This window comes from Herpetosiphon sp. NSE202 (genome assembly GCF_042688385.1).
Classification (GTDB): Bacteria; Chloroflexota; Chloroflexia; order Chloroflexales; family Herpetosiphonaceae; genus Herpetosiphon.
Genome location: NZ_JBHUPY010000011.1, coordinates 187485 through 203047 on the forward strand (window position 1 = coordinate 187485; position 15563 = coordinate 203047).

Annotated in this window: 17 protein-coding genes and 2 tRNA genes; 16 read left to right on the forward strand and 3 right to left on the reverse strand. The window is 53.1% G+C overall.

The window, feature by feature from the left end; genetic code table 11:
- The first annotated feature begins 1 nt into the window (after position 1).
- Together ACFMKP_RS14170 and ACFMKP_RS14175 are read left to right on the forward strand one after the other, a co-directional pair.
- Entirely contained in the window at positions 2 to 634 is a 633-nt protein-coding gene (locus ACFMKP_RS14170) for a hypothetical protein (protein ID WP_382292613.1), read from the forward strand.
- The gene (locus ACFMKP_RS14175; RefSeq protein ID WP_382292614.1) at positions 635 to 1162 is read left to right on the forward strand and encodes a hypothetical protein; all 528 of its coding nucleotides are present in this window, start codon (positions 635 to 637) and stop codon (positions 1160 to 1162) included.
- Here ACFMKP_RS14175 and ACFMKP_RS14180 read toward each other — a convergent pair.
- The gene (locus tag ACFMKP_RS14180) at positions 1148 to 1882 is read right to left on the reverse strand and encodes an NAD-dependent deacetylase (protein WP_382292615.1); all 735 of its coding nucleotides are present in this window, start codon (positions 1880 to 1882) and stop codon (positions 1148 to 1150) included. The two genes, ACFMKP_RS14175 and ACFMKP_RS14180, sit on opposite strands and share 15 nt — an antisense overlap.
- Positions 1883 to 2085: 203 nt before the next feature.
- Here ACFMKP_RS14180 and ACFMKP_RS14185 point away from each other — a divergent pair, with 203 nt between their 5' ends.
- A complete protein-coding gene (locus tag ACFMKP_RS14185) occupies positions 2086 to 2961 on the forward strand; it encodes a S1C family serine protease (protein ID WP_382292616.1) in 876 nt (291 codons plus the stop codon).
- A gap of 3 nt (positions 2962 to 2964) precedes the next feature.
- Positions 2965 to 3564, forward strand: a complete 600-nt coding sequence (locus tag ACFMKP_RS14190; protein ID WP_382292617.1) for a response regulator transcription factor — start codon at positions 2965 to 2967, stop codon at positions 3562 to 3564.
- Here the strand turns inward: ACFMKP_RS14190 and rsmA are convergent.
- Both rsmA and ACFMKP_RS14200 read right to left on the reverse strand, forming a co-directional pair.
- Entirely contained in the window at positions 3554 to 4420 is an 867-nt protein-coding gene (rsmA, locus tag ACFMKP_RS14195; protein ID WP_382292618.1) for a 16S rRNA (adenine(1518)-N(6)/adenine(1519)-N(6))-dimethyltransferase RsmA, read from the reverse strand. The genes ACFMKP_RS14190 and rsmA overlap by 11 nt on opposite strands.
- A 749-nt stretch (positions 4421 to 5169) precedes the next feature.
- Positions 5170 to 5667: a hypothetical protein gene (locus ACFMKP_RS14200; RefSeq protein ID WP_054534659.1), complete on the reverse strand. Its 498-nt coding sequence runs from the start codon at positions 5665 to 5667 to the stop codon at positions 5170 to 5172.
- A gap of 197 nt (positions 5668 to 5864) precedes the next feature.
- Here ACFMKP_RS14200 and ACFMKP_RS14205 point away from each other — a divergent pair, with 197 nt between their 5' ends.
- The 12 genes from ACFMKP_RS14205 (at position 5865) to ACFMKP_RS14260 (ending at position 15561) form a co-directional block, all read left to right on the forward strand.
- Entirely contained in the window at positions 5865 to 6206 is a 342-nt protein-coding gene (locus tag ACFMKP_RS14205) for an STAS domain-containing protein (protein WP_382292619.1), read from the forward strand.
- Between the two features lie 114 nt (positions 6207 to 6320).
- Positions 6321 to 8297 carry a glycosyltransferase family 39 protein gene (locus tag ACFMKP_RS14210; protein WP_382292620.1) on the forward strand — a complete coding sequence of 659 codons (1977 nt, stop codon included), beginning with the start codon at positions 6321 to 6323 and terminating at the stop codon, positions 8295 to 8297.
- Between the two features lie 187 nt (positions 8298 to 8484).
- Positions 8485 to 8568: transfer RNA gene (locus ACFMKP_RS14215), tRNA-Leu, on the forward strand.
- A 22-nt stretch (positions 8569 to 8590) separates the two neighbouring features.
- Positions 8591 to 8666 (forward strand) — tRNA-Gly (locus ACFMKP_RS14220).
- Positions 8667 to 8761: 95 nt separating this feature from the next.
- A complete protein-coding gene (locus tag ACFMKP_RS14225; RefSeq protein WP_204755605.1) occupies positions 8762 to 8983 on the forward strand; it encodes a hypothetical protein in 222 nt (73 codons plus the stop codon).
- Positions 8984 to 8994: 11 nt separating this feature from the next.
- Entirely contained in the window at positions 8995 to 10173 is a 1179-nt protein-coding gene (locus tag ACFMKP_RS14230; protein ID WP_382292621.1) for a competence/damage-inducible protein A, read from the forward strand.
- 13 nt (positions 10174 to 10186) lie between these two features.
- Positions 10187 to 10945, forward strand: a complete 759-nt coding sequence (locus tag ACFMKP_RS14235) for a DUF4013 domain-containing protein (RefSeq protein ID WP_382292622.1) — start codon at positions 10187 to 10189, stop codon at positions 10943 to 10945.
- Between the two features lie 27 nt (positions 10946 to 10972).
- Complete coding sequence (locus ACFMKP_RS14240) at positions 10973 to 11638, forward strand: hypothetical protein (RefSeq protein ID WP_382292623.1); 666 nt, start codon at positions 10973 to 10975, stop codon at positions 11636 to 11638.
- A gap of 476 nt (positions 11639 to 12114) precedes the next feature.
- A complete protein-coding gene (locus ACFMKP_RS14245) occupies positions 12115 to 12786 on the forward strand; it encodes a metal-dependent transcriptional regulator (RefSeq protein ID WP_382292624.1) in 672 nt (223 codons plus the stop codon).
- Between the two features lie 71 nt (positions 12787 to 12857).
- Positions 12858 to 13775, forward strand: a complete 918-nt coding sequence (locus ACFMKP_RS14250) for a metal ABC transporter solute-binding protein, Zn/Mn family (RefSeq protein ID WP_382292625.1) — start codon at positions 12858 to 12860, stop codon at positions 13773 to 13775.
- A 122-nt stretch (positions 13776 to 13897) separates the two neighbouring features.
- Positions 13898 to 14644: a metal ABC transporter ATP-binding protein gene (locus tag ACFMKP_RS14255; protein ID WP_382292626.1), complete on the forward strand. Its 747-nt coding sequence runs from the start codon at positions 13898 to 13900 to the stop codon at positions 14642 to 14644.
- Positions 14641 to 15561 carry a metal ABC transporter permease gene (locus tag ACFMKP_RS14260; protein WP_204755598.1) on the forward strand — a complete coding sequence of 307 codons (921 nt, stop codon included), beginning with the start codon at positions 14641 to 14643 and terminating at the stop codon, positions 15559 to 15561. Before ACFMKP_RS14255 ends, ACFMKP_RS14260 begins: the two co-directional genes overlap by 4 nt.
- The last annotated feature ends 2 nt before the right edge of the window (positions 15562 to 15563 follow it).

Sequence of the window (15563 nt, forward strand, 5' to 3'; positions counted from 1 at the left end):
GTTGAGTACTGTCATTGAAGAACCGCCGATTGTCGGTTTGTCTCGTTGGTTGAAATTGCTTGATGAATGGGCCACGTTCTACGAAACTGACCCCAAAGCCGAACGCACGCCAAGCCGCGAAGAGCTGAGCGCCTTTGATCGGGCGCAATCACTCTATTTGCTTAAAGAGCGGGCGATTCAAACGCTGTATCTCAGCCAATCGCCCTCGGTTAGCTTGGGGATTCTCGAAGGCCCAACGCCGAAAACGCGGATTTGGCTATGTGAGAATTGCCGTGCTCAGGCGCGCAAGGCCAATCTTTCGCCTGTAGAATATGCAGAGACAACCGGCGGTTGCGCCAAATGTCAGCGCGAAGGCCTCGAAACCGATTATTATAGTTTGTATGTTTTGAACGTTGATTATGCAGCTTTGGGCAATTGGCAATTTCATACGCCAGTGCCAATTGGCCAGAGCTATTTTCCTGCGCCGCGTTCGGAAGCAGCGCCCGTGGTTGGCCGCCGTCCGGTTGATCGCCAAGGCAGAATGACCCGCTTAGGCCAGCCAATCAGCGCGGCCAATCGCCGCCAATACCCTGAGCACACGGTGGTTTGGCATGTGTGGAATGGCATAAAAATGCTCAAAGCGGAGATTAACTAAATGCGCAAAATGATTTGGTTGGGATTAATCTTCTTGCTGGCAAGTTGTGGCCCAGAGATCGCCACGCCCCAAGCACCCTATCAGGTGCTCGAGGTGTTGGAAACTGTCGATAGCCAGTACGCTCAGGTTGAATTGCGCTTAGAGCGTGATAGTGCCAACCAAATCATTTTGGCGGCAACCTACCAACCCAAAGAACCGCATTTACACTTGTATTCCAAAGATTTGCCGCGCAACGGCGTTGATGGCATGGGTCGGCCAACCTTGCTTGAGCTACCCCAAGCAGGCCAATTGCGCTCGGTTGGGCCAATTATCGCCGATGCAATTGCAGCGCCAGACCCAACCCTGCAAACCGCCAAGCCATTGTTGATTTACCCAGCGGGGCCAGTAACCTTGCGCATGCCTGTTGAGCTTGATGCCCAACAGCCTAATCAGCAAATTTTGCTGAGTTTTATGCTCTGTAGCAGCAAAGGTTACTGCACCTCAGCGGTTGAACAATTGCCAGTCACGATTCAGCTAGGCAACTCCTAGCAAGGTCGGCAACAGCTCCTCGGCGCGGCCAATCTGCTGTTCTTCAAACGCCGAATCGGCTTCGGCATGCGGCTCTAAGTTGACCAACATTGTGCGAGCGCCCAGCATTTGGGCTGTACGTGCAAACGCTGCGGCTGGAAACACCGTTCCCGATGTGCCAACCGCCAAAAAGAAATCGCATTCACGGAGGCTACGTTTGGCGTGAGCTTCGGCCCACGTCGGAATTGATTCCTCAAACAGCACAATATCTGGGCGCAATGGCTTGCCGCAGGTTGGGCAGGTTGGCAGCGTTTCGGTATGCGCGCGCTGATCGACAAAGCTTGGCTGTTCACAAGCATCGTCGCTGCAACGGCTTTGACGTAAACTGCCATGAAACTCGACCAAATTGCGTGTGCCAGCCATTTGATGCAGGCCATCGATATTTTGGGTAATTAGCGTAAAGCGTTGATGCTTGCTCAGCGATTGTTCAAAACGAGCCAAGGCCCGATGGGCAGCGTTGGGCTGAGTAGTTTGGAGTTGTTTGCGTAATGGCCCAAAAGCTTGCCAAACCAACTGGGGAGATTGTTCCAAGGCTGTACGCGTGGCGCAGCGCTCAATATCCCATTCGTTCCAAATCCCATTTGGGCCGCGAAACGGTCTCACCCCTGAGGCAACCGAAATTCCCGCCCCCGTCAATACGACGATATTTCGGTAGCGTCGTAGATCAAGCGATAACACCATAATTCTTCTTCCGCAATGAAGTTGGCACCAGCAGGGTGCAGCTTGAAATTCTAGCTATCCTCACGACAGCTTCATAACTATTGTACCGCGTTCTGGCCCAAGCAACTAGTCGTTTGGCTAGGTCAGAACCTCGCTACTCGGCTGATCTCAAGGCCGCTAGGCAGGGCTATACTGCTCAGCAGTTACTAAATTTAGGAGGCTGTATGAGTTTACAGGAATTTTCGAGCGAACTGGCCGATGCAGTTGAACACGCTGGCGCAGGGATTGTGACGATCTACGCCCGCCGTCGCCAAAGTGCCAGCGGCATCGTTTGGCAAGCAGATTTGGTGCTGACCGCCGATCATGTCATTCAACGCGATGAGCATATCAAGGTGGTTGGGCCAGATGGCGCTGAATATCAAGCCCATGTGGTTGGGCGCGACCCAAGCAGCGATGTGGCGTTGTTGCGCGTACCAAACGCCAATTTTACTCCCGCAGCATTGGCCAAAACCGAGCCACGGGTTGGTCAATTGGCCTTGGCAGTTGGTCGGCCAAGCAGCGTACAAGCAAGCTTTGGCATTATTAACGCGATTGGCGGCCCAGTTCCAACCCGCCGTGGCACGTTGGCCCAATATTTACGCACTGATGCCACGCCATATCCAGGCTTCTCTGGTGGCGGCTTGGTCAATGTTCAAGGCGAAATTGTTGGCTTGTTTACCTCGGGCTTTGCTGGTGGCGAACCAATTGCGATTCCGGTGGCAGTGCTGACCAGCGTGGCCGATACCTTGCTGAATCATGGCCAAGTGCGGCGCGGGTTTATCGGAATTGCCAGCCAAACTGTTAATTTGCCCGAAAACCAACGCGCAGGCCGCAATCAAGCCACTGGTTTGCTAGTAGTCAGCGTCGAAGCCGATAGCCCAGCCCATCAAGCTGGTTTGTTGGTTGGCGATATTTTGGTTGGCTTAGATGGCCATGAGCTTGGCGAGCCACGCGATTTACAAATGCTCTTGGCAAGCGATCGGGCTGGTAAGACCGTGGCGCTTGATGTGCTACGCGCTGGTCAATTGCAAAACCTCGACATCACCATTGGAGCGAAATAGCCTTTGAGCGAACCAGCATTAAAACTCATGTTGATTGGTGGCACAACGCTAACGCGCGCGGGTATGCGCAGCGTTTTGGCCGAGTACGAGGCAGAAATTGTAGCGGCAGCGCCGAACATCGAATCATTGCTCGACCATTTGGGAAACGTCGATGTCGTGATTTTGCTTGATGATCAAGCCTTGCCCTTGCTTTTGCACCACATCACCGATCAGCCTGCGATCTTGCTGATTAGCCAAGAATTACCACATCCCACGCCGCAGCAACGGGCTTGGGGTGTGGTAACAACCGATGCTTATCCGCAGGAAATTTGGGCTAGCTTGCAGGCGTTGCAGCTTGGGTTGTGCGTGCTCTCGCCCACAATTTTGGCCCAAATTCATACCCCGCCCCAACCAGAACCCTTGGATACTGTGCTCAGCGAGCGTGAGCATGAAGTGCTGCAACTCTTGGCTGAAGGCCTGACCAACCGCCAAATTGCTCAGCGCTTGGTGATTAGCGAACACACAGTCAAATTCCATGTTTCAGCCTTGCTCAGCAAATTGGATGTGGCTTCGCGCACCGAAGCAATTCGCGTCGGCGCGCAACGCGGCTTAATTATTTGGTAGCCATGCCTAGGGTATCAGTTAATGTCGCCCATTGATCCAAGGTCAACACCTCGGCCCGTAGATTTGGGTCAATCCCCGCTGCGCTAATTGCCGCCAACACTTGCTCTTTGTTATAGCCTTGACCAGCCAAACCACCAGCCAACGAATTGATCAGCTTTTTGCGAGCTTGGCTAAACCCAGCCCGAATGACCTTGAACAAGGCTTTGGGATTGGTCGGCACGGCGTTGGTTGGGCGGCGGCGCATCAGCACTAAAGCCGAATCGACCGCTGGCGGTGGCAAGAACGAAGCGGCTGGCACGCGAGCCACAATCTCAGCAGTTGCGTAGAGTTGCACGCTATGCGCCAAAATGCTCAGATCGCCTGGTTTAGCGGTAATCCGATCGGCAACTTCCCACTGCATCAGCACCATCATCAAGCTTGGCGGGCTATCGCCTTCGAGAAAATGGCGCAACAACGGCGAAGTAATTGCATATGGAATATTGGCCACCAGTTTGTAGGGCGTGTCGGCGGGCAAGCCAGCAGCAGCCAACATCGCACTGGGAGCCAATTCCAGCACATCGCTTTCGACAATTGTCAGCGGGCGGTCGGCAAACTCAGTGCGTAAACGTCCGGCCAAGCGCGTATCAAGCTCAACGCTAATCACCTGGCCAGCGGCATTCAGCAGCTCCCAGGTGAGCACGCCCAAGCCTGGGCCAACCTCAATCACCACATCATTGGCATTCACATCGGCATGCTCCAACGCCAATTTCAACGGCGTTGGATCGACCAAAAAATTCTGGCCCATGCTTTTGCTTGGGCGCACCCCAATGCTATTTAACGCGCCGCGCACCCGCGACGGATCGGTATATGGATTCATTGTTGCTCCTTAAGTAGACTAGTAGTATACCTGTTTCTTTCGTTTCTACGATTGATTGGCCAGGGTTCAGCTGTCAGGGCCAAGGGAACAGGGAGCCGAGGAACGAAACCGCCAAGAACACGAAGGGCGCGAAAGTTAAGTTTTTAGCCACGAATTGCACGAATTGCACAAAGAGAATTTTAACGCAGATGCGCAGAGGAACCATGGCTATTGGCTTTTGGCTATTGGCTATCGGGGGAAAAAACAACCCAGAAACATTCCACAAAATAAATATTAGGGGGTGCTGGGGGATGAAAACCCCCGGCGTTTCCCTCCGGCGGAGGGACGGAAGGGTGGCGAAACGATTGCTTGGGCATCAGAACCGTATTTTTAGCCACGAATTCCACGAAAAAATCTTCCGATAGCCCATAGCCATTCATCCCTATGTTCTATGTGTATTGGTACATCAGGTTAACCACTGCCTGATCCCCTCACCCCAACCCCTCTCCCATCCACTGGGCGAGGGGCTTTAACGCTGTGGTTCTGCCACAATTCGTTGGTAAAAACGGTACTCCCCCTCGCCCGCGTGCAGTGGGAGAGGGGGCTGGGGGGTGAGGGAAAACGGTTGCCAATCAAATGAACTAGTACATCTATGCTCTATGTTCTTGCTGATTTCTGCCTTTTGATTTTTGACTTTTGCCTCACGCTAAAAAACAAAAACACCAGCCTGCAAAGCAGAGCCAGTGTTTAATTGTTGCCAACAGAGCGAATTATTTGCGTTTCTTGGAGCGGCGTGCGTCACGACGACCAGTGGTTGCAATTGGCTTGGGGAGGCGTGGTGCAGCGGGTTCGCTTGCAACACCATCAGCGCCAGCCTTGACATTGCTACTGGCAGCAGCAGCGCGGCTCTTAGCATAATTGGATTTAACTTTGCCGGTTTGGGCAACCAAAGCTGGCAAGGTTGAACGGGCATACTGCCAAGAATACAGCCCGAAACCAATCAATGCGACAAATAAAACATAGCCCCACAAGCGCCACTCAACTACGTCGATCTTCAGCCAACGCGCCAGAAACTGCACGATCCCAATCCCGGCGATGATCAACAGGCCGTTGCTGGTGCGCTTGCGAAACGCCAAACGCGACGGATTTTTTGGTGGCAGCGAGCGTAGCCAGAAAATGGCTCCCACTAAAACCGCAATCCAAACAACCAACAAACCTGCTACCCACGAAGGGAAAAGAATCGGGGGATCGTTTTGTGTAAAGTACACCGAGCAGCCTCCTGCGAAGAAGTGAAGTTGCATTAAGCGCTACGCATTATAAAGCCCGCTCAAAAAAGCGTCAATGTGCCTTTAACAAGCCCAAAAACGCAATTTGGCCAGAATCCTCTGTGATAGACCCGCGCTTCAGTGTATAATGACGCTTGTTTCCTGCTGTCTTTTGAACGACAACTATAGGGAGATTTCGTATGGCTGAACTCATCCAAGAAACCAATGGTAAGGTCTTGATCGTGCGCTTGCCTGCGCGCATGGACGCTGCCGCAGTCCGTGAGCTTGAAGAACCGTTTGCCAAAACGATTGCCGATCACAATGGGCCTGTCTTGGTCGATGTGAGCAAAGTTGATTTTGCCGCAAGCTTGGCCTTGCGCATGCTCATGATGAATTTGAAAGATCAGCAAAGTCGTGGCCAAAATTTGATGCTATTTGGTTTGCAAGTCCAAATTGCTGAGGTTTTCCGCAAAACGCGCTTCGATACGCTGTTTACAATCGCAGATGACGAAGCAAGCGGCATCGAGCAACTGACCGCTTAACGGCGTGCTCCGCAGCAATCAATCAAGCACTAAGCTCGCTGGCTTGGTGCTTTTTGCTGTTCAAGCCCAAATCACCGCCGCCATTCATATTTGTTAAAGATTATAGAGCACGCTATGCACAAGCAATCAGCCCGATTAATCAGTTTTGGCCTTTTGATCGTTGCCCTTGGCTTACGCTTCTTCCGCCTAAGCAGCCAAAGTTTGTGGCTCGACGAGGGCGGTACGTGGAGCGAAGCTACTGGTCGGTCTTGGCCCAGCTTATTCGGCGATCTGTTAAGCCCACGCCAGAGCTACCCGCTCTATCACTTGCTGATCAAGGCTTGGGTAAGCATCTTTGGCGATAGTGAATTGGCGTTGCGTGCGCCTTCAGCCATTGCTGGAGCTTTGGCGGTCGGGTTGCTCTATCACTTTGCGGCGCGCTTGAGCACACCCACCGTCGCATGGGTTGCGGCTGGGCTGCTGGCAATTAATCCTTTTGGCTTGTGGCAAAGCCAAGATGCCAAAGTCTATAGCATGTTAATGGCGGCGGTGTTGTGGTCAAATTTGCGCTTGCTCGATCTGCTTGATCAGCTTCAGAAGCGGAATGTTTGGCTGTGGTTGGCCAGCGTGGTGCTGTGTCTCAGTTTGCATCGTTTGGCATTATTGCAAGTTTTGGGGCAAGTTTTGGTTTTGGCGCTCCATTTCAGGCAAACCGCTTGGCAAAAGTGGTTCTGGCTTGGCTTTGGCTTGCTGAGCCTTGGCTTTGTGGTTGGCATTCGTTTTGGCCTGCGCCAAGACCCAAATGCACCACCGATTGGCCGCACAATTGGCGTGCTGCAAGCGGCATGGCTGTTGCTAGGCCGCCTCAGTTTTGATCGCTCAAGCAGCGATTTGGCTTGGCGCTTGTTGCCAGTGGGCTTGGCACTCGCCAGCGGCTTATGGCTCACATGGAGGCATCCACGGCGAAACATCATCTTAAGCTTGTGGCTTTTACCTGTGCTGCTGTTTTTGGCGGTGCTTGGGGCTGGCTCGCCGCTCTACGAGCCACGCTACCTCAGTTTTAGCTTGCCGCTATTTTGCTTGATGTTGGCGCTTGGTTTGGCCGGAATTGCCCAACAACGCTGGCTCAACACGGCGAGCCTCGGGGCAATCGTTGGCTTAAGCGCGTGGTTGGTGTTTCAGCAGCCTTATGGCATTTGGAGCGGCAACGCCGTCAAGGAAGATTACCGCGGGGCGCTGCAAAGTCTGGCTGAGCATGTCGCCCCTGATGATGTGATTATCGTGCAGCCGCCCTATATTGCCACTTTGTATAACTATTATGCCAGCCGCGTTACGCCCGATGCCTTGCCTGTGGCCCGTGGCTTTGGCCGCATCGGGGCAATTGGCTACGATCAAGGCGAGTTTGATAATGATTATGCGGCGCTGTTGGCTGGCAAACGCCGTGGTTGGCTGCTGATTGCCCCTGAAAATGCCAAAGCGATCGATCCGCCCAACCCGCAATATCCCCAAGATGATATGGGCAAGGTTGGAATTAATTTTCTGACCGCTGATTTAAACGACAAATGGCGTTGCACCGATCTGCCATATTGGGAATTTAATGCGCTACGGATTTTGTGCCAAAGCTTTCCCCGCCCAATGCAAGTGGAGAATTTGGCCTTAGTTGGCACGTGGCCAATTCCCGCTTCGGCCACAGCCACGTGGAATAACAGCCTACAACTCGAAGGCTATCAATTTCAGGCTTGGCCTGCTGGCTATCAGGCGGGCGGCACGTTGCCGGTGCAATTGGCGTGGCGCACCAGCAGCGCTTTAACCAACGATTATCGCTTGTTCATTCATTTGGTGCCAGCCTTGGGCGCGCCAGTTGCCGCCCAAGTCGATACCATGCCCTTGAATGGCGGGCTGCCCACCAGTCGCTGGCAAGCCAACCAAGCAATTCATGATCAAGTGGCAGTACCCTTGCCCAAAACCATGGCCAAAGGTCGCTATTTAGTTGTGCTTGGCTGGTATAATCCGACGATTACTGAGACTGAGGCTCAGCGCTTGCCCGTAACTGCCAGCACTGCCCAGCATGGAGCCAATTACATCGAATTAGGCACAGTTGAGATTGAGTAGAATTCCCTCACCCCCCCAGCCCCCTCTCCCACTAGACGCGGGCGAGGGGGAGCACCCATTTTACCAAGGATTTTTGCAAGAACCACGGCTTAAAGCCCCTCGCCCGTTGGACGGGAGAGGGGTTGAGGTGAGGGAAATCCTCGCATTTGCAATTTTCCAACAGCTATGCTATACTCCTCCTCGCTACGGGGACGTGGCGGAATTGGCAGACGCGCTTGCCTTAGGAGCAAGTGTCCTAGACGTGAGAGTTCGAGTCTCTCCGTCCCCACCAACCACATCCTCACAACTAAATCGCGGGAATAGCTCAGTTGGTAGAGCATCTCCTTGCCAAGGAGAAGGTCGCGAGTTCGAGTCTCGTTTCCCGCTCCACACAGTCAGCGCCTTCGGGCGCTGCATTGTTTTAAGCCTCATTCCACCGTATAATAACCCCAGAATTTGCTCTGCCTAGTGTGAGGAAACCGCTCATGAAATTCGTTTTCGGCCTAATTGTCGGCGTTGGTGCTGGCTTGGCAGCCTCATTTGTGCTGGCCAACCGCGATGAAGAAGAAGGCGCGTTGGGTTCGCTCCAAGTCAACGTCAAAAGTGCCATCGCCTCGGCCAAAGCCGCCGTGGTTCAACGGGAAAAAGAGCTTTGGACTGAATTCCACGAACGTGTGCCAGCCCCTGATCAAACAACGATTGCCTAGCGAGTAGCACAATGCAAGCTGAATTAATTGCAATCGGCACCGAATTGACCCTCGGCACAACCGTCGATACCAATAGCGCTTGGTTGGCGCGAACGCTCGCTACCGTTGGGGTTGAAGTGCAACGAGTCACCTTGGTTGCCGACGACATTGGCGCAATCACCGAGGTCATCGCGGCGGCATGGCAACGTAGCTCGTTGGTGCTGTGCACTGGTGGGCTTGGCCCAACCGCCGACGATCTAACCCGCGAAGCCGTTGCCCAAGCCACCAAACGCCCCTTGGAGTTTCACCAAGAGCTGTTTGCTGGCATCGAAGCGCGCTTCCGCTCGTTTGGGCGCACGATGAGCGAGAGCAATCGCCAACAAGCCTTTGTGCCGATGGGCGCGCGGCCTGTGCCCAATGCTCGTGGCACGGCACCATCATTCATCATCGACGAAGGCGCACGCGCGTTGATGGTCTTTCCTGGCGTACCAAGCGAGATGAAGTTTCTGGTTGAAACTGAATTATTGCCCTTCTTGCGCAACGAGCGTGGCCTAAAATCGGTTTTGTTGGTGCGTTCGATCTGGCTGAGTGGCACAAGCGAGGCTGAAGCTGGCGAGCTTATCGCCGATCTAATGCAAGCGGCCTATCCAACGGTTGGGATTTCGGCCAAAGCCGCCCAATACGAGGTGCGAATTTCGGCTCATGGCGAAGATCCGGCCCAAGTTGAGGCCGATATTGAAGCCTGCGCTGCCGAAGTTTCGCGTCGCCTTGAGCGCTTTTTGATGGATCGCGATGGCTTGGCAGCGCATGTATTGCGCCGGTTGCAACAACAATCAGCTAGTTTGGCAATTTACGAAGGCTTGCGCGGCGCACCAATCTACAATGGGCTGCGTTCGGCCAAGCCCGATTTGGCCCAAGCTTTGCGCGGCGTAACCATCCACCCACTCGATCAAGCGGTTGATCGCGAAGCAGCAGAATCGTTGGCAATTGCCGGGGCCAATACGGTACGCAACAGTTGGCAAGCAAGCTATGGCATTGCAGCAGTGCCAGCCCAAATTGGGGCCGATGGCTTTACCGATGTGTGCATTGTGTTGGTGGGCAAAGATTTGCAACGCAGCTTTACCCGACGGGTTGAGTTGAAAAGCGACGATGCTTTAGGCTTTATCACCACTGCGGCGCTTGATCTGATTCGCCGTAGCTTGGAAGCCTAGCGAAGGAGTGCCAGTGGCAGCCGAAGAACAATTTCAGCCCTTGCGAGCTTTACAAACCGCCTTGCGTACTGTTTGGAGCGACCGTTTATGGTTGCCCAAGGTTGCGCTTGGCGGGTTGCTTGGCTCAACGATCATTGGGGTTATTTGGCCGCAAGGGTTAGTGATTGAGCACCTCGATAATAGTTCGCGGGGCTATCGGCTGCCACTGCCTGCATGGCGACAATTCGGCGATAAAGCGGTGATGGGTTTGTTGGCAACGGTGATGGATTTTGTCTATTTCGTGTTTCCGCAACTGGTTGCCGCCGTGTTTTTGTTTTGTGCGATTGTGCCATTTATCGTTGGCGATAATAATACGATTGCCACCAGCCTCACCTTCATCATTCTTGGCACGCTGTTTGGTGTAAGCTTCTTAGGCAGTTTTTCGCCTGTTAGCAAGCTCTTTTTTGCTCGCGATGGCGCGGTGGAAAAAGCTCTAGGTCGGGCAAGCCTGCGGCGGGCGCTTGGCAATAATGGGCGTTGGATTTACCTCCAAGCGCGCTTGGTTACTTTGCCAATTTATCTGCCAGCGCTAGGAGCTGGGTGGTGGTTCTGGCAACTTACGCATATTCCGGCAGTGGCGGTGTGGTGGCTCTTGGCAGCCTTGTGGCTGTTGATGAGTTGTTTATTTTGGGCCTGGCTGGTTGTGGCCCAAGTCTATTTTGAGGCCGACCAAATTGTGGCAGATCGAGAGATCGAGCAGCGTTTAGCTGAACGTAAACGGGCTATCAGCTAGCAAACTTCCATCACCTAGGTGGTTGTTATGGAACGAGCACGGATTTTACGCTGGCGCTTAGAGCAGCAGATCGAACGGATTCGCCAAACCGAAAGCGATTTGCAAAGCCGCGCCACCGCTCGCCTTGTGCGCCCACTGATTGAACTACATCTACCCCACTTTATGCAAGCGCTGGGAGCTACCCAGCTTGAGCATTGCACGGAAATTCCCCATGCGAAAATTCAGGCCGATCGCTATTCGGTGATTGTGCCAATCATCGTGCGCGACCACCTCACCAGCAAAGTTTTTCAACTGCAACCACTAATCGGCACGTTTGTGCTGGCAATTCATGGCAATACGCTGGAGTTTCGGCTGGTTTGCAAGGCAGTGCGCTATCGCAATCGCTTTGTTGGCGATGCCAAAACTGGCGAGTGGTTGGCTCCAGGCGAATATGTCGAAGAGCATCGTTTAGCGCTGGTTGAGGTCGATTTGGCAACTCCTGAGCTAGCAGTCAAGCAGCTTTTTGATCAAGCCATGCGCTTAATTCCCCAAATTCTGCACTGGACGAGCCGCGCAGCCAAGGCCCAGCAACGCTATCGCTGGTATCAAGTTGGCCGTGGCGTGGCCTTTAATCTGGCCTTGCTAGGCTATATTCTGGCCTTGCTGTTCATTTTAATCGGCAGCTTACTGAGTATGGGTAGTGGGTTTCCGTAAATAGAAGGATGAAGGATGAAGGATGAAGGATGAAGAACATAGAGCATAGAACATAGAGCATAGATGGGGATCGGTTGTTGGGGGCTGGGGATCAGGTTTCAGGGATCAGGCTATAGGCTATGGGTCAGCAAGAATGTAATCCTAAAAATCTGTGCCAATCTGTGGCAAAAAATACATCTTCGTGCAATTCGTGGCGAAAACTCAACGCAGAGGCGCAGAGGGCGTAAGGATGAATTATGAGGGATGAGGGATGAACGCAAAAGCCAATAGCCTATAGCCTATAGCCTAAAAATCTGTGGCGAAAAAATATATCTTCGTGCAATTCGTGGCTCAAAACTTAACCTTTGCGCTCTTCGTGCCCTTCGCGGTTTCCCTGCTTCGTGGCCCTTCGTGTCCTTCGTGGTTTCCCTGCTTGACATTTAACCACAATCAACTTTATACTTAGGTAGTACCTAAATGAAAGGATTAGTGAGCTTATGCGAATTACGGCAGGCGTGCAAGATTATGTCAAAGCGATTTATACCCTGCAACAAGAGGAAGCGCCTGTCTCCAACGGTCGGCTGGCTAGTTATTTTGGCTTTAGTGCGCCCACCATCACCGAGATGGTCAAAAAACTCGAAAATTTGGAATTGGTCGATTATCAAGCGCGCTCTGGCGTGCGCCTAACCGAAATCGGCGAGAAAATTGCACTTGAGATGATTCGCCATCATCGGCTGCTTGAACTTTATTTAGTGCAAGCGCTTGGGATGTCGTGGGATGAAGTGCACGACGAGGCTGAAGTGTTGGAGCATGTGCTTTCGGAAGCACTCGAAGAACGGATTGCCGAATATTTGGGTCATCCCCAATTTGATCCGCATGGTTCGCCAATTCCGGCCCGCGACGGTAGCATTCCGCAGCGCGATTCTTGCTCATTAACCTTATTAGAGCTTAACCAAATTGCCCGCATCGTCGAAGTTGAAGATCGCGATGCAGCGCGCTTGCGCTATTTGGCTGATCTTGGCTTAACGCCCAACAGCATTGTGATGATTGTGGCCCGCGCCCCGTTTGACGGCCCCTTAACCTTGAACGTGGGCGAGCAGCAAACCCAACAGGTGCTCGACTCGCGCTTAGCAACCAGAATTCAAGTTCAAATAGAGCGTTCAATTTAGCGCTCTTTTTTTAGTCAAAGCTTTTAGGCATGCCTAAATAGTTTGTTGTCTTATTAAAATGAGGTAGTTGTATGCGACGAAAACAGCTTTTAGTGCTTCTCGTTCTGTTGCTGGTAAGTTGCGGCCCGAGCAGTTTTGCCCAACAAACCACACCAAATCCACCGATCAAAGTGGCAGCAACGGTTGGCATGATCGCCGATGTGATTAAGCATGTTGGCGGTGAGCATGTCGAGGTGCTTGGCTTGATGGGGCCTGGCGTTGACCCGCATCTCTACAAGCCAAGCGTTGGCGATGTGCGGATTCTCGATGATGCTGAGATGGTGTTTTATGGTGGCTTGGAGCTTGAAGGCCGCATGACCGATATGCTCGAAAAGCTCAATCGCCAAAAGCCCACGATTGCCGTCACCAGCAAGCTCGATCCAAGTCGCTTGCATTCAACCGGCAACGATTCCTACGACCCACATATTTGGTTTGATGTGCTGTTGTGGCGCGATACGATTGGTGTGATTGCCGAAACCTTGGCGAGCTACGATCCGGCGCATGCCGCCGATTACGAACGCAACGCCGCTGCCTATGCCCAAGAACTAACCGCGCTTGATCAAGAGATTCGCGAGCTGATTGCCAGCGTGCCAGCTTCAAGCCGCGTGCTGATTACAGCCCACGATGCCTTTGGTTATTTTGGTTCGGCCTATGGCTTTGAAGTGCGCGGCTTGCAAGGTTTGAGCACTGCCAGCGAAGCAGGCGCAGGCGATGTTCAGGGTTTGGCCGAATTTATTCAAACCCGCCAGATCAAAGCTATCTTTGTGGAATCCAGCGTGCCGCAAACCACCATTAATGCAGTGCAGAAGGCTGTGCAATCGCGCGGCTGGAATGTGGCAATCGGCGGCGAATTATTCTCCGATGCCATGGGCAACGCTGGCACTGAAGAAGGCACCTACATCGGCATGGTGCGCCATAACATCACAACAATTGTGAATGCGTTGAAGTAGTTACGAGGGAGCAGGATTCAGGGATCAAAGTTCAGTCGGAAATAGAGAAGAAAAGATGAAATAGCTATTAATCCTGACCCCTGATCCCTAATCACTGACCCCTCATACAGGAGCCAAACATTATGAACACAAATGCAAAACCGCTGGCAATTCACGACCTGACTGTGGCGTATCAAGATAAACCGGTCTTGTGGGATATTGATTTGAGCGTGCCAACCGGCGTGTTGGCGGCAATTGTCGGGCCAAACGGCGCTGGCAAATCGACTTTGATCAAAGCCACGCTTGGCTTGATGCCAATCGCTGCTGGCACTGTCCAGATGTTTGGCCAGCCCTATGCCAAAGCCCGCCAAATGGTTGGCTATGTGCCACAACGCTCCAGCGTCGATTGGGATTTTCCAACCAATGCCTTGGATGTGGTCTTGATGGGAACCTATGGCCAGCTTGGTTGGATCAAGCGGCCAAGCAAGGCCGACCGCGAATGGGCCTTGCACTGTTTGGAGCAAGTCGCCATGGCCGATTTTGCCCAACGCCAAATTAGCCAACTCAGCGGCGGCCAGCAACAACGGGTCTTTTTGGCGCGGGCCTTGGCCCAACGCGCCCAGCTGTATCTGATGGATGAGCCATTTGTGGGCGTTGATGCAGTAACCGAACGCGCAATCATCAGCTTATTGCAACAACTACGCTCCGATGGCAAAACCGTAATTTGCGTGCACCACGACCTTGATTCAGCGCCAGAATATTTCGATTGGGTGGCCTTGCTGAATGTGCGTATGATCGCCGCAGGCCCCATGAAAACCACTTGGACACCAGAAAATATCAGCCAAACCTATGGTGGCCGAACCCAAAACTTGATTCGAGGTGCTGCATGAGCCTATTCGATCTATTTAGCGATTACACCTTGCGTAATGTGGCCTTGGGCGCGATGGTGCTGGGGATTGTCAGCGGCATTTTGGGTTGTTTTGCGGTGCTCCGTCGCCAAGGCTTGCTCGGCGATGCGCTTTCGCACGCAGCCCTGCCTGGCATCGCCATCGCCTACTTGTTGACTGGATCCAAAGCGCCGATTGTGCTTTTGCTGGGGGCGGGCATTGCCGGTTGGGTTGGCACACTCACAATCAATCGAATTGTGCGCGACACCAGAATTAGCGAAGATAGCGCCTTGGGGATTGTGCTGAGCGTCTTTTTTGGCGTAGGGATTTTGCTGCTGACCTATATTGCCAAGCGCAACGATGCCAACCAAGCTGGGCTTGATCGCTTTTTGTTTGGCCAAGCGGCAACCTTGGTTGCAACCGATGTGCTGACAATGAGCATTTTGGGTGGTTTGGCACTGGGCTGTTTGGTGTTGCTGTATAAAGAATTTAAGTTGTTGGCGTTTGATCCGGCCTTTGCTGCCAGCCTTGGCTTTGCGCCCAACCGCTTGGGCATTTTGCTCACCAGCTTAATTGTGGTGGCGATTGTGATTGGCTTGCAAACCGTCGGCGTGGTGTTAATGGCGGCGATGTTGGTTGGGCCAGCGGTTGCAGCCCGCCAATGGACGCATCGATTAAGCGTGATGTTGCTGCTTTCGGGCGTGTTTGGCGCAGCGGCAGGCATTGCTGGCACAATGCTGAGCCTTGGGCAACAGCACGTACCAACTGGGCCGATGATCATTCTCAGCCTAACCGCAATTGTGGCAATTTCATTATTGTTTGCGCCAGCTCGCGGCTTGGTTTGGGCCAAATTGCGCCAAAGCCATGCTCTCAATCATGAGCCGCGCAATCGCGAAGCCCAGCCAGTCAAAGGAGAATAAGC